This window comes from Kitasatospora sp. NPDC053057 (assembly GCF_044546945.1).
In the GTDB taxonomy this organism is placed as follows: Bacteria; Actinomycetota; Actinomycetes; order Streptomycetales; family Streptomycetaceae; genus Kitasatospora.
In genome coordinates, this window is record NZ_JBITZP010000031.1 from 68,517 (window position 1) to 93,968 (window position 25,452).

General features: G+C 70.6%; 20 protein-coding genes. 9 read left to right on the forward strand and 11 right to left on the reverse strand.

The genetic code is table 11. The annotated features are described in order from the left end of the window. Positions 1-25 precede the first annotated feature (25 nt). The 7 genes from ACIG5E_RS27920 to ACIG5E_RS27950 form a co-directional block, all read right to left on the reverse strand. Positions 26-418 carry a cytidine deaminase gene (locus ACIG5E_RS27920; protein ID WP_396537836.1) on the reverse strand — a complete coding sequence of 131 codons (393 nt, stop codon included), beginning with the start codon at positions 416-418 and terminating at the stop codon, positions 26-28. Beyond that, the gene (locus ACIG5E_RS27925; RefSeq protein WP_396537838.1) at positions 415-1,680 is read right to left on the reverse strand and encodes an ABC transporter permease; all 1,266 of its coding nucleotides are present in this window, start codon (positions 1,678-1,680) and stop codon (positions 415-417) included. Before ACIG5E_RS27925 ends, ACIG5E_RS27920 begins: the two co-directional genes overlap by 4 nt. Next, positions 1,677-2,831, reverse strand: coding sequence for an ABC transporter permease (locus ACIG5E_RS27930; RefSeq protein ID WP_396537840.1), 1,155 nt, complete (start codon positions 2,829-2,831; stop codon positions 1,677-1,679). Before ACIG5E_RS27930 ends, ACIG5E_RS27925 begins: the two co-directional genes overlap by 4 nt. 3 nt (positions 2,832-2,834) lie before the next feature. After that, on the reverse strand, positions 2,835-4,358 hold the full coding sequence (locus tag ACIG5E_RS27935; protein WP_396537879.1) for an ABC transporter ATP-binding protein: 1,524 nt from the start codon (positions 4,356-4,358) through the stop codon (positions 2,835-2,837). Between the two features lie 348 nt (positions 4,359-4,706). Further along, a complete protein-coding gene (locus ACIG5E_RS27940; RefSeq protein ID WP_396537842.1) occupies positions 4,707-5,765 on the reverse strand; it encodes a BMP family protein in 1,059 nt (352 codons plus the stop codon). A gap of 253 nt (positions 5,766-6,018) precedes the next feature. Further along, a complete protein-coding gene (locus ACIG5E_RS27945; protein ID WP_396537844.1) occupies positions 6,019-7,272 on the reverse strand; it encodes an amidohydrolase in 1,254 nt (417 codons plus the stop codon). A gap of 221 nt (positions 7,273-7,493) precedes the next feature. After that, positions 7,494-9,092 carry a methylmalonyl-CoA mutase gene (locus tag ACIG5E_RS27950; RefSeq protein WP_396537846.1) on the reverse strand — a complete coding sequence of 533 codons (1,599 nt, stop codon included), beginning with the start codon at positions 9,090-9,092 and terminating at the stop codon, positions 7,494-7,496. A 127-nt stretch (positions 9,093-9,219) separates the two neighbouring features. On the opposite strand from ACIG5E_RS27950, the gene ACIG5E_RS27955 reads away from it, so the two are divergent. From ACIG5E_RS27955 to ACIG5E_RS27985, 7 genes are all read left to right on the forward strand, one after another. Beyond that, positions 9,220-9,960, forward strand: coding sequence for an SDR family oxidoreductase (locus tag ACIG5E_RS27955; protein ID WP_396537848.1), 741 nt, complete (start codon positions 9,220-9,222; stop codon positions 9,958-9,960). Between the two features lie 66 nt (positions 9,961-10,026). Further along, entirely contained in the window at positions 10,027-11,676 is a 1,650-nt protein-coding gene (locus tag ACIG5E_RS27960; protein WP_396537850.1) for an alpha/beta hydrolase, read from the forward strand. A 292-nt stretch (positions 11,677-11,968) separates the two neighbouring features. Next, positions 11,969-12,454: a 2-oxo-4-hydroxy-4-carboxy-5-ureidoimidazoline decarboxylase gene (locus tag ACIG5E_RS27965; protein WP_396537852.1), complete on the forward strand. Its 486-nt coding sequence runs from the start codon at positions 11,969-11,971 to the stop codon at positions 12,452-12,454. A 290-nt stretch (positions 12,455-12,744) separates the two neighbouring features. Beyond that, positions 12,745-13,125, forward strand: coding sequence for a succinate dehydrogenase, cytochrome b556 subunit (sdhC, locus tag ACIG5E_RS27970; protein ID WP_396537854.1), 381 nt, complete (start codon positions 12,745-12,747; stop codon positions 13,123-13,125). Positions 13,126-13,133: 8 nt separating this feature from the next. Next, on the forward strand, positions 13,134-13,625 hold the full coding sequence (gene sdhD, locus ACIG5E_RS27975) for a succinate dehydrogenase, hydrophobic membrane anchor protein (RefSeq protein WP_031073427.1): 492 nt from the start codon (positions 13,134-13,136) through the stop codon (positions 13,623-13,625). Between the two features lie 51 nt (positions 13,626-13,676). Then, positions 13,677-15,419, forward strand: a complete 1,743-nt coding sequence (sdhA, locus tag ACIG5E_RS27980; RefSeq protein WP_396537856.1) for a succinate dehydrogenase flavoprotein subunit — start codon at positions 13,677-13,679, stop codon at positions 15,417-15,419. Continuing rightward, positions 15,419-16,192: a succinate dehydrogenase iron-sulfur subunit gene (locus ACIG5E_RS27985; RefSeq protein WP_396537858.1), complete on the forward strand. Its 774-nt coding sequence runs from the start codon at positions 15,419-15,421 to the stop codon at positions 16,190-16,192. Before sdhA ends, ACIG5E_RS27985 begins: the two co-directional genes overlap by 1 nt. Before the next feature lie 62 nt (positions 16,193-16,254). Here ACIG5E_RS27985 and ACIG5E_RS27990 read toward each other — a convergent pair whose 3' ends face one another. Both ACIG5E_RS27990 and ACIG5E_RS27995 read right to left on the reverse strand, forming a co-directional pair. Then, on the reverse strand, positions 16,255-17,868 hold the full coding sequence (locus tag ACIG5E_RS27990) for a hypothetical protein (RefSeq protein WP_396537860.1): 1,614 nt from the start codon (positions 17,866-17,868) through the stop codon (positions 16,255-16,257). Between the two features lie 93 nt (positions 17,869-17,961). Next, complete coding sequence (locus ACIG5E_RS27995; RefSeq protein WP_396537862.1) at positions 17,962-18,219, reverse strand: SCO4848 family membrane protein; 258 nt, start codon at positions 18,217-18,219, stop codon at positions 17,962-17,964. Between the two features lie 141 nt (positions 18,220-18,360). On the opposite strand from ACIG5E_RS27995, the gene ACIG5E_RS28000 reads away from it, so the two are divergent. Continuing rightward, positions 18,361-19,593 (forward strand): D-alanyl-D-alanine carboxypeptidase family protein, encoded by a 1,233-nt coding sequence (locus tag ACIG5E_RS28000; protein ID WP_396537864.1) that lies wholly within the window; start codon positions 18,361-18,363, stop codon positions 19,591-19,593. A gap of 28 nt (positions 19,594-19,621) precedes the next feature. Here ACIG5E_RS28000 and ACIG5E_RS28005 read toward each other — a convergent pair whose 3' ends face one another. Next, entirely contained in the window at positions 19,622-20,530 is a 909-nt protein-coding gene (locus ACIG5E_RS28005) for a YihY/virulence factor BrkB family protein (RefSeq protein WP_396537866.1), read from the reverse strand. A gap of 66 nt (positions 20,531-20,596) precedes the next feature. After that, positions 20,597-21,595, reverse strand: coding sequence for a glycosyltransferase family 2 protein (locus ACIG5E_RS28010; RefSeq protein ID WP_396537868.1), 999 nt, complete (start codon positions 21,593-21,595; stop codon positions 20,597-20,599). Between the two features lie 133 nt (positions 21,596-21,728). Between ACIG5E_RS28010 and ACIG5E_RS28015 the strand changes: the two genes are divergently transcribed. Next, positions 21,729-25,301: a CDP-glycerol glycerophosphotransferase family protein gene (locus tag ACIG5E_RS28015; protein ID WP_396537870.1), complete on the forward strand. Its 3,573-nt coding sequence runs from the start codon at positions 21,729-21,731 to the stop codon at positions 25,299-25,301. Positions 25,302-25,452: the final 151 nt, after the last annotated feature.

A 25,452-nucleotide genomic window follows, 5' to 3' on the forward strand; every position in this document is an offset into this window, starting at 1 on the left:
TCTACGCGCGTAACAGAAAGAGATGCTAGAGCCGCTCCGGCCCGAACGCGTCGGGCAGGACCTCGCTCATCGGCTTCACGCCGGAGGCCAGCTCGACCAGCAGCTCCGGGCCGCCGTGCTCGTACAGCAGCTGGCGGCAGCGCCCGCACGGCATCAGCAGCTCGCCCGCGCCGTCGACGCAGGTGAAGGCGACCAGCCGGCCGCCGCCGGAGGCGTGCAGCGCGGACACCAGCCCGCACTCGGCGCACAGCCCGAGCCCGTACGAGGCGTTCTCCACGTTGCAGCCGCTGACCAGCCGGCCGTCGTCCACCAACGCGGCCGCGCCGACCGGGAACTTGCTGTACGGGGCGTACGCGTGGCTCATCGCCTCGCGCGCCGCCTCGCGCAGCCGCGCCCAGTCGATCACGGGGGCCGTCACTTGCCCTGGCCCTTGCGGTAGATCTGGCCGTCGGCCTTGGGCATCCGCAGTCGCTGCGATGCCAGCGAGAGCACCACCAGGGTGATCACGTACGGCGTGGCGACGATCAGCGGACGCTGCACCTGGTCGGTCAGCGCGTACCAGGCACCCAGCCCGCCGGCCACCACGAGGGAGATCACCGTCGCGGTGAACTTGCGGCGGTACAGCTGCCACAGGGCGAGCAGTGCCATCGCGATCGCGACGATCAGGATCAGCACGTGGACCGACTCCGGGTCGCGCAGCTGGAGGCTGTCGGTGAAGCCGAACAGGCCGGCGCCCATGGCGAGACCGCCGGGCATCCAGTTGCCGAAGATCATCGCCGCGAGGCCGATGAAGCCGCGGCCCAGGGTCTGGCCGTCCTTGTAGAAGTGCGCGGCGACCAGCGAGAGGTACGCACCGCCGAGGCCCGCGAAGGCGCCGGAGGCGATGACCGCCATGTACTTGTACTTGTAGACGTTGACGCCCAGCGACTCGGCCGCGGTCGGGTTCTCACCGCAGGAGCGCAGCCGCAGGCCGAACACCGTGCGCCACAGCAGGAAGTAGCTGACCACGATCAGCACGGCGGCCAGCACCACGACCACCGAGAGGTTGGTGACCAGACCGCCGAGCACGCCGGCGACGTCCGAGACCAGGAACCAGTGGTGGTTCTCGATGCTCTTCAGGCCCGAGGACAGCCCCGGAACGGTGAGGTACGGCAGCGGATCCGCCGGCGGGGACTGGTTCGCCCCGGCACCGGCCGAGAGGTAGTCCTTGTAGTAGATCCGGTTGACGTACGCGCAGATGCCGGGGATCAGCAGGTTGATGCCGACACCGGACACGATGTGGTCGACGCCGAAGGTGACGGTGATGATCGCGTGCAGCAGACCACCGAGCGCACCGCCGAGCATGCCGGCCAGCAGACCGACCCACGGGTTGACCAGGTAGCCCGCCCAGGCGCCGCAGAAGGTACCGGCGACCATCATGCCTTCGAGGCCGATGTTGACCACGCCGGCCCGCTCGGACCAGAGACCGCCCAGACCGGCCATGCCGATCGGCACGGCGGCGCTGAGCGCGGCGGTGATCTGACCGGAGGAGGTCAGCGAGTGGTTGCCGGTGGCCATGCCCACGGCGGAGACCAGGATCAGGGCGCCCGCGATCAGGAGCAGGACCACCGGCCAGGACAGCTTGCGCTTCTTCGCGGGCGCGCCCGGCGCCTTCGGACGAGCAGCAGTCGCGGTGCTCATGCGGACACCTCCTTCTTCTCAGTGGCCGCGGCCTGGGCGGCGAGCTGGGCGCCGACCTTCTGCTGCTGGCGCTTCAGGCCGTAGCGGCGCACCAGCTCGTACGCGACGACGACGCAGATGACGATGGTGCCCTGCATGACCGCGACGATCTCGAACGGGAAGCCACCCTGCAGCGGCAGCTGCGAGCCGGTGGAGTCCAGGAACGCGAAGAGCAGCGCGGCGAAGGCCATGCCGATCGGGCTGTTCCGGCCGAGCAGGGCGATCGCGATGCCCAGGAAGCCGAGGCCGCTCTGGAAGCTCTGCCCGTAGTAGTACGAGTTCTGCAGCAGCTCGGGCAGGCCGATCAGACCGGCGATCGCGCCGGAGACCACCATCGAGATGACGACCATCTTCTTGACGTTCACGCCGGACGCGGTCGCGGCGGACTCCGAGCGGCCGGTGGCGCGCAGGTCGAAGCCGAAGCGGGTGCGGGTCAGGGTGAACTGGAAGACCACGCCGACCAGGGCGGCGATGAAGATGAAGCCCCAGAGGTCGCCACCCGCGGTCGGGATGCTGAAGAAGTGGCTGGAGTCCGAGACCGGGTCGGTCTGGATCGAGTTGCTGGTGCCGCTGACCTTGGGCGCGAAGATGCCCGGGACGAGCAGCAGACCGACGATCGCGACCGAGATCGAGTTCAGCATGATGGTCGAGATGACCTCGCTGACACCGCGGTAGACCTTCAGCAGACCGGCGATGCTCGCGTACAGACCGCCGACGATCATGGCGGTGATCAGCAGCAGCGGGATCTGGATGAACGACGGCAGGTCGACCTGGGCGCCGACGAAGGCCGCGAACAGCGCCGCGATCCGGTACTGGCCCTCGACGCCGATGTTGAACAGGTTCATCCGGAACCCGAACGCGGCGGCCGCGGCGGCCAGGTAGTAGGTGGTGGCGCGGTTGAGGATCGCCACCTGGCCGTCCGACTTGGTGGCGTACGTGATCATCACGTTCCACGCGTCGAACGGGTTCTTGCCCGAGGTCGCCAGCAGGATCGAGCAGATCGCGACGGACAGCACGACCGCGAGCACCGGCGCCGCCAGTGCGAGCACGATCCGCTCACCGCTGATCCGCTGCGTCAGGCCACGCTTGGCGGCGGGGTTGGGACTGGTCATGGGTTACTCCCCCGCCTGCGGGTCGTCGGCGGTGTCGGACGGGTCGGTGGCCTCGGCCTCGGTGCCCTCCACGAGCGTCTCGTGGAACTGCTCGACGGCCTCCGGCTCGGACTCGATGTGGCCGGCCGCGGCACCGGTCATCGCGGTGCCGAGGTCCTCGGCGGTGACGGTGGCCGGGTCGGCGTCGGCGACCAGGCGGCCGCGGTAGATGACCCGGATGGTGTCGGAGAGGCCGATCAGCTCGTCCAGGTCGGCCGAGATCAGCAGGACGGCCAGGCCCTCGCGCTGGGCGGACCGGATGTGCTCCCAGATCTGCGCCTGCGCGCCGACGTCCACACCGCGGGTCGGGTGGGCGGCGATCAGCAGCTTGGGCTGGTGGCTCATCTCGCGGCCGATGATCAGCTTCTGCTGGTTGCCGCCGGAGAGCGAGGCCGCGGTGACCTCGATGCCGGGGGTGCGGACGTCGTACTGCTCGACGATCCGCAGGGTGTCCGTCCGGGCGGCGGCCGGCTTGAGCAGCGCGCCGCTGGAGTTGGGCTCCTCGGTGACGTGGCCGAGGATGCGGTTCTCCCAGAGCGGGGCCTCCAGCAGCAGGCCGTGCTTGTGGCGGTCCTCGGGGATGTAGCCGATGCCGGCCTCGCGGCGGGCCCGGGTCAGGGTGCCCGAGAGGTCCTTGCCGTCCAGGGTGACGGTGCCGCCGTCCAGCGGCAGCATGCCCATGATGGCCTCGACCAGTTCGGCCTGGCCGTTGCCCTCGACACCGGCGATGCCGAGGATCTCGCCCTTGTGGATGCTCAGGGAGATGTCGTCCAGGACGACGCGCTCGATGCCCTCGGCGTCGGTCTTGGCGATCCGCAGGTCCTCCACCTTGAGCATCTCGGTGGTGGTGACGGTCGACTCGCGGCTCTCCGGGGAGGGCAGCTCGGCGCCGACCATCATCTCGGCCAGCTGCCGGGCGGTGACCGCCTTCGGGTCGGCGTCGCCGACCGTGGTGCCGCGCCGGATGACGCTGATCGCGTCGGCCACGGCCAGCACCTCGTGCAGCTTGTGCGAGATGAAGATGACCGTGACGCCCTCGGACTTGAGCTCGCGCAGGTTGTCGAACAGCGCGTCGACCTCCTGCGGCACGAGCACCGCCGTGGGCTCGTCGAGGATCAGGATCTTGGCGCCGCGGTACAGCACCTTGAGGATCTCGACGCGCTGGCGGTCGGCGACGCCGAGGTCCTCGACCAGGGCGTCCGGGCGCACGCCCAGGCCGTACTGGTCGGAGATCTCCTTGATCTTCGCCTTCGCCTTGGCACCGATGCCGTGGAGCTTCTCGCCGCCGAGGACGACGTTCTCCAGCACGGTGAGGTTGTCGGCGAGCATGAAGTGCTGGTGCACCATGCCGATGCCGCGGGCGATGGCGTCACCCGGGGTGTGGAACTCGCACTGCTCGCCGTTGATCGCGATGGTGCCCTCGTCCGGCCGCTGCATGCCGTAGAGGATCTTCATCAGCGTCGACTTGCCGGCGCCGTTCTCACCCATCAGGGCGTGCACGGTGCCGGTGCGGACGGTGAGGTTGATGTCGTGGTTGGCCACGACGCCGGGGAAGCGCTTGGTGATGCCGCGCAGTTCGACGGCCGCTGTCGCCGTCCCCGCGCTGGGGGTGCCGTCCTTGCGCAGGGGGACGGGGTCTGATGCGGTGATGGCGATCTCCTGGTGGTCTGGAGGCGCGTCGTTGCGCTCGGAGGGCCAAGTGGGGAAACGGAGGGACGGAACGGGGCCCGGGGGTACGCGTTGAGCGCACCCTGCCGGGCCCCTCCCGTGAACTGTGTCGATCGTCGCGCTACCGGGCAGGCGGCAGGCGCAGGTCGCGTCCGAGACGCGCTGACCTCAGGAGGTCGGCGCGGTCGGGATGGTGGTGGCGCCGCTGGTGATGGCGTCGGTGGCGGCCTTCAGCTTGTCCTGGATGTCGTCGATCTTGCCGCCGGTGGTGGCGAGCGAGACACCGTTGGCCTTCAGGTCGAAGAGCTTGATGCCGGTGAACGGCGTGCCCTTCTTGACCGAGTCGATGTACGAGTACACCGCGGTGTCGACGTTCTTGACCATCGAGGTCAGGATGCTGCCCTTGAACTTCGCCAGGGCCGGCTGGTTGGCCTGGTCGGAGTCGACGCCGATGGCGAGCTTGCCCGCGTTGGCGACGGCCTCGATGGAGCCGTTGCCGGAGGAGCCGGCGGCGGAGTAGATGACGTCCGCGCCCTTGTCGAGCTGGCCCTGGGCGGCTTCCTTGCCCTTGTCGGGCGAGTTGAAGCCGGTGAAGTCCGGCGGGGTGGTGAGGTAGGTGGTCTCGATCTGGATGTTCGGGTCGACGGACTTGGCGCCCGCCTTGTAACCGGCCTCGAACTTCTTGATCAGCTCGGACTGCACACCACCGATGAAACCGATGTGGTGGCCCTTCGACTTGTTCGCGGCGGCGACGCCGGCGAGGTACGAACCCTCCTGCTCGGCGAAGACCAGCGACGTGACGTTGGCCGGCTGGTCCTTGTCGTTCGAGTCGATGATCGCGAACTTGACGTTCGGGTTGTCCTTGGCGACCTTGTCGACGGCCGGCTGGTAGACGAAGCCGACCGCGATGATCGTCTTGTAACCGGCGTCGATCAGGTTCTTGAGGCGGGTCTCCTTGTCGGCCTCCGCCTCGCCCGGCTTGGCCTCGGCCTCGTTGATGTTGACGCCCAGATCGGCCTTGGCCTTGTCCAGACCACGCGCGGCGGAGTCGTTGAAGGACTGGTCGCCACGGCCGCCGATGTCGTAGGCCATGCCGACCTTGAGGGCGTCGGACGACGACCCGGAGGAGGCGTTGGTGTCAGTGCTCTTTGCGCCGCAAGCGGCGAGCGAGGCCATGCCCAGGGAACCCGAGAGCACAACCGCGGCGAGCTTCATTGAACGGCGCAAGGGAGTATCTCCTTCTCACACGCACCCGTTTAGCGTGGTCGGACGCCACCGTAACGCGCGTAGAACACGGTTGTATTACGGGCTGCCAGAGCATTCGGGTTGTTATCAAACCGTGGTCTGAAGGCCTTCCGAAGGCTCTTTTCCCCTGCGCGGACGGTGATCCGAGACTTGGTCCGGCCCAGTTTACGGACCGTTCCGTCGCCCCGGATCTCAACGACCCGGTCACGGGTCGACCACATACCCCCAGGAATGGTCAGATTCGGTCGCCCTCCAGGGCCAGCGCCGCGAACAGTTCCACACCCACGCCGATCGCCCGCTCGTCCACGTCGAACCGGCCCTGGTGCAGGTCGCGGACGGTGGTGTCGCCGGGGGCGCGGACGCCGAGGCGGGCCAGCGCGCCCGGGGCGTGCTCCAGGTACCAGGAGAAGTCCTCACCGCCCAGACTCTGTTCGGTGCCCTCCACCACCTGGGCGCCGCCCTGGCCGAACCGGGCGGTCATCGCCGCCTCCAGCTGCGCCACCGAGACCGCCTCGTTGACCACCGGCGGCACCCCGCGGTGGTAGTCCAGCGTCCACTTGGCCCGGTAGGTCTCGGCGAGCTTGGCGATCAGCTCGTGCAGCAGGTCCGGCGCCTCGCGCCAGCCGTCCAGCTCCAGGCAGCGGACGGTCCCCTCCAGTTCGGCGTGCTGGGGGATGACGTTGGGCGCGGAGCCGGAGGCGATCCGGCCCCAGACCAGGCTGACGCCCCAGCGCGGGTCCATCCGGCGGGCCAGCGCACCCGGGAGGTCGGCGGCCATCCGGGCGATCGCGGTCACCAGATCGGTGGTCAGGTGCGGGCGGGCGGTGTGCCCGCCGGGGCCGTCCAGGTGCAGCACCAGCCGGTCGCAGGCCGAGGTGATCGCCCCGGCCCGCAGGGCGATCCGGCCGACCTCCACCTTCGGGTCGCAGTGCACCGCGAAGATCCGGCCGACGCCGTCCATCCCGCCCGCGTTGATGACGTCCAGCGCACCGCCCGGCATGACCTCCTCGGCCGGCTGGAACACCAGCCGGACCGGGCGGCGCAGCTCGCCGCTGCGGACGGCCTCGGCCAGCACCAGGGCGAGGCCGAGCAGCACCGAGGTGTGCACGTCGTGGCCGCAGGCGTGGGCCCGGCCGGGGACGGTCGAGCGGTACGGCACGTCGGTCTTGGCGTCGTCGATCGGCAGCGCGTCGATGTCGGCGCGGAAGGCCAGGAACTCGGCGCCCGGGGCGGTGCCGGCGGGCACGATGTCGACCAGCAGACCGGTGCCGCCGGGCAGCACCCGCGGTTCCAGGCCCGCCGCCACCAGCCGGTCGCGCAGCAGGTTGGTGGTGCGGAACTCCTGGCGGCCCAGCTCCGGGTGCCGGTGCAGATCACGGCGGAAGGCGATCAGCTCGGGCTCCAGCCCCCGGACCCGGGCGCGCAGTTCGGCGGCGGGGCGTGCGGCGGCGAGAGTGGTGCCCGGCTGAGCGGGCTCAGGACGGTTCATCTCCCCAAGACTAGGCCCGCTGGGGGGATTTGGCCCGACTTCCGGAAAATTAGTCCCCGGATGGGCGCATACCGTCCGGACAGGTGGGTATGACATCTCGTTTCAGCCGCCTTCCCCGGATTGCTTGCCCTGTGCAACGATCACCCGGGCCGGTGGTCACGGCCGCCGCCGGCTTGACGACCGGTGACGCTTGACAGGCGATCAGGAACATCCGGAAGCGGTCAGAAGCGCTCCACCGGAACGTACGTGCCCCACACCCCGCGCAGCGCGTCGCAGACCTCGCCGACGGTGGCCCGAGCGGCCAGCGCCTCCTTCATCGGGTACAGCACGTTCTCCGGCCCCTCCGCGGTGCGGCGCAGCGCGTCCAGCGCCCGGCCGACGGCCGTGGCGGAGCGCCCGGCCCGCAGCCGGGCCAGCCGCTCGGCCTGCTGCCGCTCGATCGCCGGGTCCACCCGCAGCGGCTGGTACGGCTCCTCCTCGTCCAGCCGGAAGCGGTTGACGCCGACCACGGTGCGCTCGCCGGAGTCGGTCTCCTGCTGGATGCGGTAGGCGGTGCGCTCGATCTCGCCCTTCTGGAAGCCCTGCTCGATCGCGGCCACCGCGCCGCCCCGCTCCTCGACCCGGGCCATCAGCGCCAGCGCGGCGGCCTCCACCGCGTCGGTCAGCGACTCGACCGCGTAGGAGCCGGCGAAGGGGTCGACGGTGGCGGTCACGTCGGTCTCGTGGGCGAGCACCTGCTGGGTGCGCAGGGCCAGCCGGGCGGCCTTCTCGGTCGGCAGCGCGATCGCCTCGTCGAAGCTGTTGGTGTGCAGCGACTGGGTGCCGCCGAGCACCGCGGCGAGCGCCTGCACCGAGACCCGGACCAGGTTCACCTCCGGCTGCTGGGCGGTCAGCTGCACCCCGGCGGTCTGGGTGTGGAAGCGCAGCATCTGCGAGCGGGGGTCCCGCGCGCCGAACTCCTCCCGCATGATCCTGGCCCAGATCCGGCGGGCGGCGCGGAACTTGGCGACCTCCTCCAGGAGCGTGCTGCGGGCCACGAAGAAGAAGGAGAGCCGGGGCGCGAACTCGTCCACGGCCATCCCGGCGGCGAGCGCGGTCCGGACGTAGGCGATCCCGTTGGCCAGGGTGAAGGCGATCTCCTGCGCGGGATCGGCCCCGGCCTCGGCCATGTGGTAGCCGGAGATCGAGATGGTGTTCCAGCGCGGGATCTCGGCCCGGCAGTACCGGAACACGTCGGCGACCAGCCGCAGCGAGGGCTGCGGCGGGAAGATGTAGGTGCCGCGGGCGATGTACTCCTTCAGCACGTCGTTCTGCACCGTGCCGGTGAGCGCCGAGGGCGCCACCCCCTGGGCCTCGCCGACCAGTTGGTAGAGCAGCAGGAGCAGGGCGGCGGGCGCGTTGATGGTCATCGAGGTGGACACCTCGCCGAGCGGGATGCCGTCGAAGAGCACCGCCATGTCCTCGACGCCGTCCACGGCCACGCCCACCTTGCCGACCTCCCCGGCGGCGAGCGGGGCGTCCGAGTCGTAGCCCATCTGGGTGGGCAGGTCGAAGGCCACCGAGAGGCCGGTGCCCCCGCCCGCGATCAGCCGGCGGTAGCGGGCGTTGGACTCGGCGGCGGTGCCGAAGCCCGCGTACTGGCGCATCGTCCACGGCCGACCGGTGTACATCGTCGGGTAGACGCCCCTGGTGTACGGGTACTCCCCCGGCCGGCCCAGCCGGGTGTCCGGGTCCCAGCCGGCCAGCGCCTCGGGGCCGTACAGCGGATCGATCGGGAAGCCCGATTCCGAAAGGCGGGCGGATTCGGCGGGGCGCGGCATCGGTCCTCCACGGGGTCGGCGGGGGCGCGGGGTCAGCCCTTCCAACGTAGGGCGCGGCCGGGCGGCGGGCGCGCGGACGCGGTTGAGATGATCGGGTGAACGACCGGATGAGCCCCAGGGAGTGGCAATGACCGAGCAGAAGGTGGCCGTGGTCACCGGTGCCAGCAGCGGAATCGGGGCGGCGACCGCCCGCCGGCTGGCCGACGAGGGCTTCGAGGTGGTGCTGACCGCCCGCCGGACCGAGCGGATCGAGGCACTGGCCAAGGAGATCGGCGGACGGGCCTACACCCTGGACGTCACCGACCGGGCCGCCGTGGACGCCTTCGCGGCCGAGGTCGGCCGGGTGGACGTCCTGGTGAACAACGCGGGCGGCGCGATCGGCGCCGAGAGCGTCGAGCACGGCGACCCGGCCGACTGGCGGGCCATGTACGAGGTGAACGTGCTCGGCGTGCTGCACGTGACGCAGGCGCTGCTGCCCGCCCTGCGCGCCACCGGCGACGGCACGGTCCTGGTGCTCTCCTCGACCGCCGCGCTGGCCGCGTACGAGGGCGGCGGCGGGTACGTCGCGGCCAAGCACGCCGCCCACACCATCGCGGCGACGCTGCGGCTGGAGCTGTGCGGGGAGCCGATCCGGGTGATCGAGATCGCCCCCGGCATGGTGAAGTCGGAGGGCTTCGCGATCACCCGCTTCCGCGGCGACGAGGACAAGGCCGCCGCCGTGTACGCGGGCGTGGCCGAGCCGCTGACCTCGGCGGACATCGCGGACACCGTGGCGTGGGCGGTCACCCGGCCCTCGCACGTCAACATCGACCTGCTGGTGGTCCGCCCGCGGGCGCAGGCCGCCAACCACAAGGTCCACCGCGGCTGACCTGCGACGGGCGGCCCGGGGAACCCCGCTCGAACACATGTCGTCCACGGGTGGTACACACGTGCGATGACGATCTTCCGGGCCGCCCGCCCACGGGTCCTGCTGACCGCTATGGCGGCAGGCACCCTCCTGTTCACGTCCGCCTGCAACGACTCCGCCACGACGGCCCAGGACAAGGCCTCCGGCACCGCCGCACCCGCCGCGGCGAGCCCCACCGCCAGCCCGACCCCGACCCCGAAGCCCAAGGGCGAGGCCGACCCGGCGCTCAAGCCGTTCTACGGCCAGCAGATCACCTGGGCGGACTGCCCGGCCGACCCCAAGGCCGAACAGGCGAAGATCGACATCTCCGGCATGCGGTGCGGCAAGCTGCACGTCCCGCTCGACTACGCCGACCCCGCCGCCGACGCGATCGACCTCGCGCTGATCAAGTACCCGGCGACCGCCAAGGACCAGCGGATCGGCTCGCTGATGGTCAACCCGGGCGGCCCCGGCGCCTCCGGCGTCGAGATGGTCAAGTACGGCGCCAAGGACTTCGACGGCACCCTGCACACCCGCTTCGACGTGATCGGCTTCGACCCGCGCGGCACCGGCGACAGCTCCCCGGTGGTCTGCTACGACGACAAGCAGCTCGACGCCGTCAACCAGACGGACGCGCCGGACGACCGCGCCGAGCGCAAGGCCGCGCACGTCAAGCAGTCCACCGACCACGCCGCCGCCTGCCAGGCCAAGTCCGGCAAGCTGCTGCCCTTCGTCGGCACCCGCAACACCGCCCGCGACCTGGACGTGCTGCGCGCCGTCGTCGGCGACCGGAAGCTCAACTACCTCGGCATCTCCTACGGCACCTACCTCGGCGCGCTGTACGCCGAGGAGTTCCCGCAGAACACCGGCCGGCTGATCCTGGACGGCGCCGTCGACCCGGCCCAGGACACCATGGACCACGGCGTCGACCAGCAGGTCGGCTTCGAGAAGTCCTTCGAGCGCTTCGCCGCCGACTGCGTGGAGAACCACGCCGACGAGTGCCCGCTCGGCAAGGACAAGGACAAGGCCGCCAAGAAGGCCGCCGCCTTCCTGGACGGCCTCCACGACCACCCGCTGACCACCAAGGACGGCCGCACGCTCGGCCGCGACCTGGCCTGGACGGGCGTCATCTCGCTGCTCTACGGCGACGAGAAGACCGCCTGGCGGTACCTGCGCAACAGCCTCGGCTGGGCGATGATGCGCGACAAGGGCGACTACCTGATGGCCGCCGCCGACGACTACAACGGTCGCGACGAGAACGGCCACTACAGCCCGATGGACGAGGCCAACGGCGCGATCAGCTGCGCCGACGCCGCCCGCCCCGCGCCGACCCCCGAGCACGCCCAGCAGGCGGTCGACCGGCTGCTCGCCGAGGCGCCGCTGCTGTCCAAGGGCGTCACGGTGGACGACTACCTGGAGCCCGGCTGCGCCTACTGGCCGTTCAAGACCCAGGAGAAGCCCCACACCATCCGGGCCGAGGGCGCCGCACCGATCCTGGTGGTCGGCACCACCGGCGACCCGGCCACCCCGTACTCCTCGGCCGAGCAGCTGGCCAAGGGCTTCGCCAAGGCGACCCTGCTCACCCGGGTCGGCGAGGGCCACGGCGCCTTCGGCAAGGGCAACACCTGCATCGACCAGGCCATGGACGCCTACCTCACCGACGGCACGATGCCGGCCGAGGGGACCCGCTGCACCTGAGCCGCGGGCGGCGGTTCAGCAGACGAAGGCGGGGAGGGCGATGACGCACAGGTGTCAACGTCACAACTTGATAGCTCGTCCGGATGAATTCCGCGCGCGCCCTCCCCAACTGATGACCGCTCAACTACCTTTGAGGAGCTGCCAGAACGGCGACGAACGCCCCTCCGCAGCCCCATACTTCAGCTGCCACACCACCCCACCGGCCCCTTCCCGCCCTCACGAGGAGGACCCGCTGGCCAGCGACATCCCGTCACAGCGGCCCGACGCCAGCACCGAGCCGACCCTCCTCGGGTTGCACCGCTTCAACGAAGCGGACGCCGGTGCCGCCGAGGAGGCCCTGCTGGCCTGCTGCGGCAGCCACCGCTGGGCCCTGCGGCTCACCGCACACCGCCCCTATCCCGACATAGAGGCCCTGCTGGCCGCCGCCAGCGAGGCCTCCTACGACCTGCGCCCGGCCGACCTCGCCGAGGCCCTGGCCGACGAGAGCTGGATGCCGCAGCCGCTGCTCGGCATGCGCGCGCCGGGCAGCCAGGCCGCGCACACCGCGCTGCGGGCGGCCCACGCCGCGTACGAGGCCCGGTTCGGCCACGTCTTCGTGGTCTGCCTGGACCGCGTCGACCCGGAGGAGATGCTCGACACCGTGCTCTCCTCCATCCGCACCCGGCTGGCCAGCGACCCGGACGAGGAGCGGCTGATCGCGGCGGACGAGCTCCGGCGGATCGCCCTCACCCGGCTGGAGCACCTGGTCGCCACCCATTCGGAGGCCGGGGCGCACTGAGCCCCGCAACTCCCCGCGCCGCCGGACGACCCGTTCGTCCGGCGGCGTCGGCATGGGCGGGCACCGGCAGCCGCTACCGTAGCGCGACGAGCCATTCACCCAATGTGACCACGGCAGGTTTGGTTCCCGCCCCGCTAGGCCAGAAGTGCCTGATTGATCACACATAGGGGCCCCGGAGGCGGTTCCCGACAAGGCGTCGATAGGATGCTCGCGGCCGGTGGACCGTACCCGGCCGGGCTGACCGACACCGAAGCCGGCCGAGCCCCCAATCGCTTCCGGAGGGTTTTTCCGTGCCGGCTGGAACGCTGTACCGCGGCCGGGAAGGCATGTGGAGCTGGGTGGCTCATCGAGTCACCGGCGTCCTCATCTTCTTCTTCCTGTTCGCCCACGTCCTGGACACCGCCCTGGTGCGAGTGTCGCCGGAGTCCTACGACAGCGTCATTAAGACGTACAAGACTCCGCTCGTGAACCTGATGGAGTACGGCCTGGTGGCCGCCATCCTGTTCCACGCGCTCAACGGCCTGCGCGTCGTCGCGGTGGACTTCTGGTCCAAGGGCCCGAAGTACCAGAAGCAGATGCTCTGGACCGTCGTCGGAGTCTGGGTCGTCCTGATGGCCGGCTCCTTCTACGGCATCCTGCAGCACACGCTGATCTCCTGGTTCGGGAAGTGAGCTGACTGATGACCACGGAATACTCCGACGCGATCGTCGTCCCCTCAAAGCAGGCGCACACCGGCAAGGGCCTCGGCACCGGCAACCCCGCCGACGCCTTCGTCATCGAGCCGCCGCGCAAGCGGACCGCGAAGACCCCGCGCCGCACCCGCACCAACTTCGAGATGCTGGCCTGGCTCTTCATGCGCCTGTCCGGTGTCGTCCTGGTCGCCCTGATCCTCGGCCACCTGTTCATCATGCTGATCATGGACGGGGGCGTCTCCAAGATCGGCTTCGCCTTCGTGGCCGGCCGCTGGGCCTCGCCGTTCTGGCAGGGCTGGGACCTCCTCATGCTCTGGCTCGCCATGCTCCACGGCGCCAACGGCATGCGTCAGGTCATCAACGACTACGCCGAGAAGGACTCGACCCGGCTCTGGCTCAAGGGGCTCATGGGTACCGCCACGGTCTTCACCGTGCTGCTCGGCACCCTGGTGATCTTCACCTTCGACCCCAACATCTGAGCCGCGAGCACCATCGACCATCGGCAGAGGCCAGAGGCGAGTTAACCCCCCATGCAGATTCACCAGTACGACACCGTCATCGTCGGCGCCGGCGGCGCCGGCATGCGCGCGGCCATCGAGTCGACGCAGCGCAGCCGCACCGCCGTCCTGACCAAGCTCTACCCGACCCGGTCCCACACCGGCGCGGCCCAGGGCGGCATGTGCGCCGCCCTGGCCAACGTCGAGGAGGACAACTGGGAGTGGCACACCTTCGACACGGTCAAGGGTGGTGACTACCTGGTCGACCAGGACGCCGCCGAGATCATGTGCAAGGAGGCCATCGACGCCGTCCTCGACCTGGAGAAGATGGGCCTGCCCTTCTCCCGCACCGAGCAGGGCCGGATCGACCAGCGCCGCTTCGGCGGTCACTCCCGCAACCACGGCGAGGCCCCGGTCCGCCGGTCGTGCTACGCGGCCGACCGCACCGGCCACATGATCCTCCAGACGCTGTTCCAGAACTGCGTCAAGCACGGCGTCGAGTTCTTCAACGAGTTCTACGTCCTCGACCTGCTGATCAACGAGGGCAAGACGGCCGGCGTCGTCGCCTACGAGCTGGCCACCGGCGAGATCCACGTCTTCCAGGCCAAGGCCGTCGTGTTCGCCTCCGGCGGCACCGGCAAGATGTTCAAGGTCTCCTCGAACGCCCACACCCTCACCGGTGACGGCCAGGCCGTGGCCTACCGCCGCGGCCTGCCGCTGGAGGACATGGAGTTCTTCCAGTTCCACCCGACGGGCATCTGGCGCATGGGCATCCTGCTCACCGAGGGTGCCCGCGGCGAGGGCGGCATCCTGCGCAACAAGGACGGCGAGCGCTTCATGGAGCGCTACGCCCCGGTCATGAAGGACCTCGCGTCCCGTGACGTCTGCTCCCGCGCGATCTACACCGAGATCCGCGAGGGCCGCGGCTGCGGTCCGGACGGCGACCACGTCTACCTGGACCTGACCCACCTGCCGCCGGAGCAGCTGGACGCCAAGCTGCCGGACATCACCGAGTTCGCGCGCACCTACCTCGGCATCGAGCCCTACACGGACCCGATCCCGATCCAGCCCACCGCGCACTACGCCATGGGCGGCATCCCGACCAACGTCGAGGGTGAGGTCCTGCGCAACAACACCGACATCGTCCCGGGCCTGTACGCGGCCGGCGAGGTCGCCTGCGTGTCCGTGCACGGCGCCAACCGCCTGGGCACCAACTCCCTGCTGGACATCAACGTGTTCGGCCGTCGCGCGGGCATCGCCGCCGCCGACTACGCCAACGCGAACGAGTTCGTCCCGCTGCCGGAGAACCCGGAAGAGCTGGTCCAGGGCATGGTCGACAAGCTGCGCGAGTCGACCGGCACCGAGTCCGTGGGGCAGATCCGCAAGGAGCTGCAGGAGACCATGGACACCAACGCGATGGTGTACCGCACCGGCGCCACCCTGAAGCAGGCGGTCGAGGACATCGCCGCGCTGCGGGAGCGCTTCAAGCACGTCTCCATCCAGGACAAGGGCTTCCGGTACAACACGGACCTGCTGGAGGCCATCGAGCTGGGCAACCTGCTCGACCTGGCCGAGGTGCTGGCCGTCTCCGCGCTGGCCCGCGAGGAGTCCCGCGGCGGCCACTACCGCGAGGACTTCCCGACCCGTGACGACGTGAAGTTCATGCAGCACACCATGGCGTACCAGGAGGTCGCGGCCGACGGCACCACCTCCATCCGCCTCGACTACAAGCCGGTCGTCACGACCCGCTACCAGCCGATGGAGCGTAAGTACTGATGAGCACTCCGACCGTGGAGAAGCACTCGGCGGCTCTGGACGCGGCCGAGGCCGGTGGCGTCCAGCTGATCACCGTCACCTTCCGGATCCGCCGGTTCAACCCGGAGGAGCACCCGGACCCGGTGTGGGTGGACTACCAGCTGACGCTGGACCCGAAGGAGCGCGTCCTGGACGCGCTCAACAAGATCAAGTGGGAGCAGGACGGCACCCTCACCTACCGCCGTTCCTGCGCGCACGGCATCTGCGGCTCCGACGCCATGCGGATCAACGGCCGCAACCGGCTGGCGTGCAAGACCCTGATCAAGGACGTCGACCCGGAGAAGCCGATCACGATCGAGGCCATCAAGGGCCTGACGGTCCTCAAGGACCTGGTCGTGGACATGGACCCGTTCTTCCAGGCGTACAAGGACGTCATGCCGTTCCTCATCACCAAGGGGAACGACCCGACGCGCGAGCGCCTGCAGTCCGCCGAGGACCGCGAGCGCTTCGACGACACCACCAAGTGCATCCTGTGCGCCGCGTGCACGTCGTCCTGCCCGGTGTTCTGGAACGACGGCCAGTACTTCGGCCCGGCCGCCATCGTCAACGCGCACCGCTTCATCTTCGACTCGCGCGACGAGGGTGCCGAGCAGCGCCTGGAGATCCTCAACGACCGTGAGGGCGTGTGGCGCTGCCGCACCACCTTCAACTGCTCGGAGGCCTGCCCGCGTGGCATCGAGGTCACCAAGGCGATCCAGGAAGTGAAGCGGGCGCTGGTCACCCGCCGCTTCTGATCCCCGCCTGACAGGCCGAAGGCCCCGTCCGATCGGGTGATCGGACGGGGCCTTCGCTCATGTCACTGCAGGGCGCCGGCGTCGGTCGGCTCGCTCCAGCCGCTGAAGTACACCAGGTGCCGGTCGGCCGTGACGGCCCACAGGTCGGGCCGGCCGTCGCCGTCCACGTCGCCCGAGCTGCCGAGCGTCGGGTACCTGGCCACGGTGAAGCCGCTCGCGACGACGTTCGCCTTCGGGTCCGCGAGCGCGGAGAAGTCGTAGCTGCCGTCGGCCTTCTTCACGACCGGGTACGCGTGCAGGTCGCCGGTGGCCCGCTCGCGCGCCCAGAGGGTGAGGTTGCCGCCCGAGTCCGGGCCCGGGGCGATCAGGTCGTAGCCGGCCCAGGCGCCGTTGGTGGTGAGCTGGCGGGCGGTCCGCAGCCGGTAGGAGAAGCCGGGGTTGGCGAACAGCCAGAGGTTGCCGTCCTCGACGGTCATGACGGACGAGACCATCCGGGTGTCCAGCGAACCGATCATCGCGACCTGGTCGGCCTTGTGCCAGTCGGTGGCGAAGCCGGTCGGGCAGGCGGTGGCGGTGCCGGCGGCGTCCTGGCAGGCGGTCGGCCGGGAGATCGTCGAGAAGCCGCGGGTGAACGAGGCGTAGTCCTGGTTGCTGTAGAAGTACAGCGCCGGCGAGCCGCTCGGGTGCAGCACCATGTCGTCCATCGGCGCGTGCGCGTTGGCGTCCCAACCGCGGTGTGCCACCTGGACGTTGGACCAGGAGCTCTGGTTCGGCGACACGGCGGCCCGGACCGTCGCGGTCGGGGTGGTGTCGCCCGAACCGCTGCTGATGATCTGCAGGTTGCCGGCCGAGTCCGGCAGCAGGACGTCCGGGACGCCGTCGCCGTCCACGTCGCCGAGGGTCTTCGGCGGGTTGGGGTTCGACGGCGCGGAGAAGGTGTAGGTCGTCCGGCCGACGTTGCCCGCACTGTCGATCACGTTGACCACGAGGTTGTTGGTACCCCACTGCGGGACCTTGAGGTCGATCTTCGCCGTACCGTCGGCGTCCGGCTCGACGGCGCCCGGCGAGTTGCAGTCGCTCCCGGCGTAGGTCCAGCCGTACTGGAAGCAGGCAACACCGGAGGCCTCGCCACCTGCGGGGACCGGGTCGGCGCCCTTGAGGACGAAGGTGCCCGTCTGGCCCGCGAACTTGGTGGCGGTGCCGCTCGCCGGGAAGTCGGTCGAGGAGACCGTGGCGGTCGGGCTCGTGGTGTCCACCGTGAAGTGGCAGTCCGCCGACGGGGCGGAGGTCTGGGTGCCCTGCTGGGCCCAGGCGTGCCAGGCGTAGCTGTGCCCGTCCACCAGGCCGGGGACGGTGAGCGCGGCAGACGGCTGGCCGTACGTCTGGGCCTGGCCGGTGAACACCGGGTCCTCGGCGCCCGTGGTCACGTCCCAGACGCTGAACTTGGCAGCCTCCCCGGTGATCTTGGCGTTGATCGTCGGGCCGTTCACGGTCAGCCCGATCCAGGTCGGGTCAGCGGTCGAGTCGCAGGCGGTGGTCTGGTAGCCAGCCCCCTGCGCTGTGCCGAGGACGGCCGGCGTGGTGTCGGCCATGGCCGCCGTCGGCGTGGCGAGCAGACCGGCGGCCATGGTCACCGCGGCGACCCCGCCGAGTCTGCGCAGGTGTACGTGCTCCATCGAAATCCCCACCCCTTGTGATCAGCGCGTCCGGTACGCGCATGAGAACCGTGAGGATCTTGCCAGTGGGGACTGACCGCGGCAACGCGATTGTCAGTCCGTGGCCGGGCCGCGGCGGGTGGCCCGCAGGCCGCGGACGCCGACGGCGCCGACCGCGATTCCGAGCACGAAGGACGTGATCGCCAGCAGCAGGTGAATCCAGAAGAAGGCGGTGGGCTGGGAGTGGTCGCCGTTCACGAAGGCCTGGCCGCTGGAGTCCTTCCACAGATTCTTGACGAAAGTCGTCCAGATCATGATCGACCAGACGCCGAAGGCGGTCAGGAACCAGGAGGTGCGGCGGCTGAGCTTCATGGGGTGGTCCTCGGCGGGGTGTGGAGGCGGTGTGCCTCCCCAGTATGCGCGGGCCGCCGATCGGCCTAGGGCGGGCCCCTCATGCGGGGGACCCGTCCGGCGTGGCGGACGCCACGGCGCCGCAGTGGGTACGGTCAGTTGGTGCCTACATCCCGTCACACCCTCGCGCAGCTGTGCGCCGCGGTCGCCGCGGCCCTCCCGGTTCTGCTCGCCGCCCCGGCGGCGGTCGCGGCCCCGCAGGTGCCGCCCCCGTCGACCGCTGTCGGCGGTGAGCGGCTCGGTCTCCCCGGGGTCCAGGTCAACCCGCTGGCGGGTGCCCCGGCCCTGCCGACGGACCTCACCGGCCAGTCCTGGATAGTCTCCGACGCCGCCTCAGGAGAAGTCCTGGCGGCCTACAACCCGCACCTGCGGCTGCCCCCGGCGAGCACCCTGAAGATCCTCTTCGCGGACACCGTGCTGCCCAAGTTCGACCGCAACGCGGTGCACCGGGTCGCCGACCGGGAGATCCAGAACATCGGCGCCGGCAGCAGCCTGGTCGGCATCAAGGAGAACCTGGACTACCGGGTCGAGGACCTGTGGCGCGGGGTGTTCCTGAGCTCGGGCAACGACGCCGTGCACGTCCTGTCGTTCATGAACGGCGGCATCCAGCCGACCGTCGACGAGATGCAGGCCCGGGCCGAAGCCCTGCAGGCCCGGGACACCAGGGTGATCTCCCCGGACGGCTACGACATGGACGGCCAGGTGTCCTCGGCCTACGACCTGTCGCTGTTCGCCCGCTCCGGCCTGCGCAACCCGGACTTCCGGATGTACTGCGCGACCCGCGACGCGATGTTCCCGGGCGCCGTCGACAAGAACACCGGCAAGCGCGGCAGCTTCGGGATCGCCAACACCGACCGGCTGCTGGGCAAGTACCCCGGACTGATCGGGGTGAAGAACGGCACCACCACCAACGCGGGCTCGACCTTCGTCGGCGCCGCCGAGCGGAACGGGCGCACCCTGCTGGTGACGGTGATGCACCCGGCCAGCTACCAGCGGGTGTACGACGAGACGGCCGAGCTGCTGGACTGGGGCTTCGCCGCGGCGGGCAAGGTCCGGCCGGTCGGCCGGCTGGTCGACGAGAAGTCGGCCGACGGCCAGGAGCCCACCGGTCAGGAGCCCACCGGTCAGGCGAGCGGCACCACCGGCGCCCCCGCCCCGCCGCCGCACGCCTCCGCCACCGCGACCCCGCCGGCCGCCGCGAAGGCCGGGGACGACTGGCTCGGCCTGGTGGGCGGCTGGTCGGCCGTGGCGGCCGGGGCCGTGGTCGGGACGGCCGCCGTGGTGCTCTTCCGGCGCCGGACGTCGGACCGCACCTGGAACCGCTTCCACGGCTGATCCCCCGGCCCGGAGGCGAGCGGGCGGGTCACGCCTCCGACTCGTCGGCCGCGGCCAGCAGGGCCCGGCCGTGTGCCCTGGTCCGCTCGCGGGCGGCCTCCGGGTCGGCGGTCGCCGTCCAGGCCACGCAGTACATCAGCAGCCGGCTGACGAAGTTGATCCACAGCAGCAGCGCCACCGGGGTGGCGAAGGCGCCGTACAGGCTGCGCCCGGCGACCGAGCCGAGGTAGGAGGCGAGCAGCAGCTTCAGCAGTTCGAAGCCGACCGCGCCGATCAGCGCGCCGCGCACGAGGTCCCGGCGGCGCTGGCCCGTGATGCCGGGGAAGGGCGCCAGCAGGTAGGCGAAGAGCAGCATGTCGCACGCTATGGCGATCAGCACGCCGACCCCGGTCAGCAGGTAGCCGCTGCCGAGGCCGATCGCGTCGGCGATCCGCCCGGCGAGCGTGGTGCCGGCGGCGGAGGCGGCCATCGAGAACAGCGACACCAGGCCGAGGCCGGCCAGCACCACGACGTCCCAGGCCTTGCGCAGCACCGGGTTGCCCTTCTCCTCGGGCAGCTGCCAGAGGTCCCGGATCGAGGTGCGCATGGTGTTCACCCAGCCGAGGCCGGAGACCAGCAGCAGGGCCCCGCTGGCCAGTCCGAGGGCACCCGCGTTGGCCACCAGGGAGGGCAGGTTGAGCGCGTCCGACAGGCCGGGCAGCTGGTCGGAGATGCGGTGCTGCAGGTCGTCCACCTGGCTGCCGTTCAGCGTCGCGACGGCGATCGCCAGTCCCACCGTGAGCAGCGGGAACAGGGCGAGGAAGCCGAAGAAGGTGACGGCTCCGGCCAGCCGGTTGCCGCGGGCGGCGGAGAAGTACTCGTACACGCGGTACGGGCGGCTGCGCAGCACCCGGGCCACGAGCGGGCCCAGGACCGGAAGGCGGGTCAGGAAGTCCACCCGACCGGTTATACCGGCCCGTCCCCCGAACGGCCGTCAGGCGTGGGCCGGATGTCCGGGACGGGGTTACCGGTTGACGAACCGGCGGGCCTTGGCGAGGGCGCGGACGGCCTGGTACGCGGCGTAGCGCCCGTGGCCGAGCAGCTCGGTGCGCACGCCGTCCACGCCGGCCGGCGGGCGGTAGCCGGCCGGGCGCAGCCGGGCGCAGTGCGCGGCGGCGCGGCGGAAGTACTCGCGGCGGTCGCCGGCCGGGACCCGGCCGGGCTTGGCGACCACGGTGTTGAGGTGGTGCAGCATCTTCCCGAAGACGACCGGGCGCCAGGCGTCGAGGTCGGGGCGGCGGTCGAGGAAGGCGAACACCAGGTCGTACTGGGCGAACACGTCGAAGTGCTTGCGGCTGGCGGTGGCCAGGATGTTGCCGCCCTCCTGGCGCTGGCGGTAGTGCACGCCGACCCGGTCGAGCAGGGTGATGCTCGCGGCGGCGAGCAGCGCCGGGTACGTCCAGGGGGTGTCCTCGTAGTAGCCGGCCGGGAACTCCAGCCGCTGTTCGGCGATGAACCCGCGGCGGTAGGCCTTGTTCCAGACGACCTGGAGCAGGTCGAGCAGGTCGGGGCGGGCGGCGAGGTCGAAGACGTCCGGGGAGGCGGCGCCGAAGACGTGAGCGGCGGCGGCCCGGGTGATCCGGCCGTCGGCGTAGGTGCGGGCGTAGTCGTAGACCAGGACGTCCGGGTCCCCGGTGGCGGCGAGCCGCTCGTCGACGGCCTTCAGCAGGTCGGGGGTGAGGGTGTCGTCGCTGTCGAGGAAGACGACGTAGTCACCGGTGGCGATCTCCAGGCCGGCGTTGCGGGCCCGGCCGAGGCCGACGTTCTCCGGCAGGTGGAGCACCCGGATCCGTGGGTCGGCGGCGGCCGCCGCGTCCAGCATGGCGCCGCAGCCGTCGGGTGAGCGGTCGTCCACCGCGATCAGTTCGAAGTCGGGTCCGCCCTGGTCGAGGACCGATTCGAGGCACTCGGCGAGGTAGTCCTGGACCTGGTACACGGGGACGATGACGCTGAAGCGGGGCACGGGGCCAGCGTAGTGGGCCCGGGGAGGGCCGGGCCCCGGAAGGTAGGATCGGGACGCACGTACGCACCGATCCAAGTGCGGCCAGACCCCTTGCGGGCTGCCACGCTCCTCCCGAGAAAGGCCTGCGTAGCCGATGGCTCCCCGCCTCTCCATCGTCGTTCCGATCTACAACGTCGAGCGCTATCTCGTCGAATGCCTCGACTCGATCGCCGCCCAGACCTTCACGGACTTCGAGTGCGTCATGGTCGACGACGGTTCGAAGGACGACAGCGCGGCGCTCGCCGAGGCGTACGCGGCCAAGGACCCGCGGTTCCGGCTGGTCCGGCAGGTGAACAAGGGCCTCGGCGCGGCCCGCAACACCGGCATCCGGCACATCGACCCGGACTCCGAGTTCCTGTGCTTCGTGGACAGCGACGACTCGATGCCGCCGAGCGCGTACGAGCTGATGATCAACACGCTGGAGGAGACCGGCTCGGACTTCTGCACCGGCAACGTGCTGCGGTTCCGCGCGGTGGGCTACTACCAGTCCGGCGGGCACGCGAAGCCGTTCAAGGAGACCCGGCTCAAGACCCACATCACCGAGCTCCCGGCGCTGGTCACCGACCGCACCGCGTGGAACAAGGTGTACCGGCGCTCCTTCTTCGACGCGGCGGGCATCCTCTACCCCGAGGGCATCCTGTACGAGGACGCGCCGGTCAGCGTGCCGCACCACTACCTCGCCAAGAGCGTGGACGTGCTCTCCGAGCCGATCTACCACTGGCGCGAGCGCGAGGTCGGCGAGATGTCGATCACCCAGATGCGCACCAACCCCAAGGGCCTGATCGACCGGGTCGCCTCGGTCGAGCTGGTCCGTGCCTGGCTGAAGAAGCAGACCGAGCCGCGCTTCGCCGAGTACCTGCACTCCTACGACGAGAACACCCTCGTCGAGGAGATCCCGATGTTCTTCTGGTCCGTCGTGGACGGCGACAAGGACTACCGGGACGCCTACGTCCAGCACGTCAGCCGGCTGCTCCGGTCGATCGGCCAGGAGCAGGTCCGCAAGCTGCGCGCGCCGCTGCGGCTGAAGTACCACCTGACCCTGCAGAACCGGATCGACGAGCTGGTCGAGCAGATCAAGTACGAGGGCGAGAGCAGCGGCGGCGTGCAGGCCCGCGGCCTGCTGCGGCCGTACGCGGACTACCCGTTCCTGCGCGGCGGGCGCAAGAGCGTGCCGGCCGGCGTGCTCAAGCTGGACAACTCGCTGGTCATGCGCAGCCGGCTGTACCAGAGCGCCTGGGTCGGCGGGAAGCTGGAGCTGACCGGCCACGCCTACCCGGAGCAGCTCGGCGCGGCGAACAAGCACGACATGGTCCGCACCCTGGTGCTGCGCGAGGCCAAGGGCCGCCGGGTGATCGCGGTGCCGATGAAGGCCCAGTACAGCCCCGAGGCCACCGCGAGCTGCAACCACGACCTGTACACCTGCGACTGGTCCGGCTTCAGCGTCGCCTTCGACCCGAAGAAGCTCAAGCACCGCGGCCAGTGGAAGGACGGGCACTGGCGCGTCCTGGTGGCCGGTGCGGGCAAGGGCGGCGTCTACAAGGGCCGGGTCTCGGCCGGCTGGAGCGACTCCGCCGCATCGATCCCGCAGCACTGGGTCGAGCCGGACGTGCGGATCGTGCCGTGGATCCGGGACAGCTTCGTCTACCTCCAGGTGGAGACCGTCAAGGCCCGGGTGACCGGCCTGGCCGCGCACGGCGGCCGGGTCGAGGTCTCCGGCGCGGCCCGCTCCGGGGCGAGCCTCGCCGGGGCCCGGCTGCGGCTCACCCACCTCGAGTCGGACCGCGAGCTGACCTTCCCGCTGGAGCTGGGCACGCCGGCCGGCACCCTGCAGCCGTTCACCTCCTCCGTCGAGGTGGCCGAGCTGACCGCCGTCCGCGAAGCCTGGGCCGAGCTGGACCCGGTGGCCGCCGAGCGCGTCCGGGACCGCTGGAGCACCGCGCTGCTGCTCACCGACGGCAGCGTCCTGCCGCTGGTCTGGGACGACCGCAACGCGCCCGAGCAGCTGCACGTCCCGCTGGACCCGCAGGCGCCGGTCGAGCAGCGCCGGGCGATCTACACCAAGCCCTCCCCGAGCGGCCACCTGCAGCTCTCCGACCAGCTGCTGCAGCCGCTGGTGGACGAGGTGTCGGCGCGCGGCGCCGACGGCTTCCTGCTGAGCGGCTCGTTCCCGCTGCCCGGCTCGCACCGCTGGGAGCTGGTGGTCCGGCACAACTGGCGCGAGGAGGAGCACGTCTACCCGGTGGAGATCTCGGACGGCCGGTTCCGCACCGCGCTGCCCGCCGTGCCGACCGCCTCCTTCGCCGGCCGGGTGCCGCTCGCCCAGGGCACCTGGAACGTCTTCTTCCGTCCGGTCGGCGTGGCCGCCGCCTCCCTGCCGGACAGCCACGTGCAGATCTCCCCGGACTGCTTCGGCTCGCTGCCGGTGGAGGTGGAGTCCCGCGGCAAGCGGATCGCGCTGGAGCGCCGCTACCACGACGGGCTGTCGCTGGAGTCGCACGCGGCCCTGCTGCCCGAGGAGCGGTCCGGCTTCCGCCAGCGCCGGCTGCGCACCGTCGACTACCCGGCCGCCCGCCGCCTGCCGGTGCGCGACACGGTGCTGTACAACGCCGGGCACGGCAGCGCGTACGCCGACTCGCCCAAGGCGATCCATGAGGAGCTGGTCCGCCGCGGCCTGCCGCTGGAGCACCTCTGGGGCAGCGACGACATGCAGGCCGACCTGCCGCGCACCGCGCGGGCGATCCGGCTCTGGAGCCCGGAGTGGTTCGAGGCGCTGGCGACCGCCAAGTACATCGTCACCAGCACCCACCTGCCCGACTTCTTCGTCCGCCGGCCCGGCCAGGTGGTCGTCCAGACCTGGCAGGGCAGCCCGCTGAAGCAGATCGGCTTCGACTTCGAGAAGGTCTGGTTCACCGACTCGAACTACCTCAAGGGCCTGTCCCGCGAGGTCCCGAACTGGAGCCTGCTGGTGGCCGGCAACAGCTGGTCCGCCCCCGTCCTGCGGCGCGCCTTCGATTACCAGGGCGAGATCCTGGAGAGCGGTTCGCCCCGTAACGACCTTTTGTTCGCGGCCGACCGGGAGAAGACCGCCGAACAGGTTCGCGAACGGCTCGGCCTGCCCGAGGGCAAGAAGGTCGTGCTGTACGCGCCGACCTGGCGCGAGGACCGGCGCCGGCCGAACGGCGGCTACCAGATCGACCTGCGGATCGACCTGGCGGCGGCCAAGGCGGCGCTCGGCGACGACCAGGTGCTGCTGGTGCGCCGGCACAACATGATGTGCGGCCAGATCCCGGGCGCCGGCAACGGCTACATCTGGGACGTCGGCAGCTACCCCGACATGGCGGAGCTGCTGCTGATCACCGACGTGCTGGTCACCGACTACTCGTCGAGCGTCTTCGACTTCGCCACCACCGGCAAGCCGATGCTCTTCTTCACCCACGACCTGGAGCACTACCGGGACAACCTGCGCGGATTCAGCCTGAACTTCGAGGCCGAGGCGCCCGGCCCGCTGCTGTCCACCTCCGAGGACCTGGTCGACGCGCTCGCCCGGGTGGACGAGGTCGCGGCCGAGCACGCGGACAAGGCGGCCGCGTTCCGCGAGGCGTACTGCGACCTGGACGACGGCAAGGCCGCCGCCCGGGTGGTCGACGCGATGCTCCGCAAGGAGTAGTCACGGGCCCCCGCTGAGGCGTGCGGCGCGCGCCCCCCCCCCCCCCCCCGGGGGGACCCCCGAATTGATTAGAGAAACCCACCCCGGAAGCGGTTTGTTGAGAAGAATAGAAGGTTTAAAAAACGCAATAAAAAAAGATTTGACCCAAAAT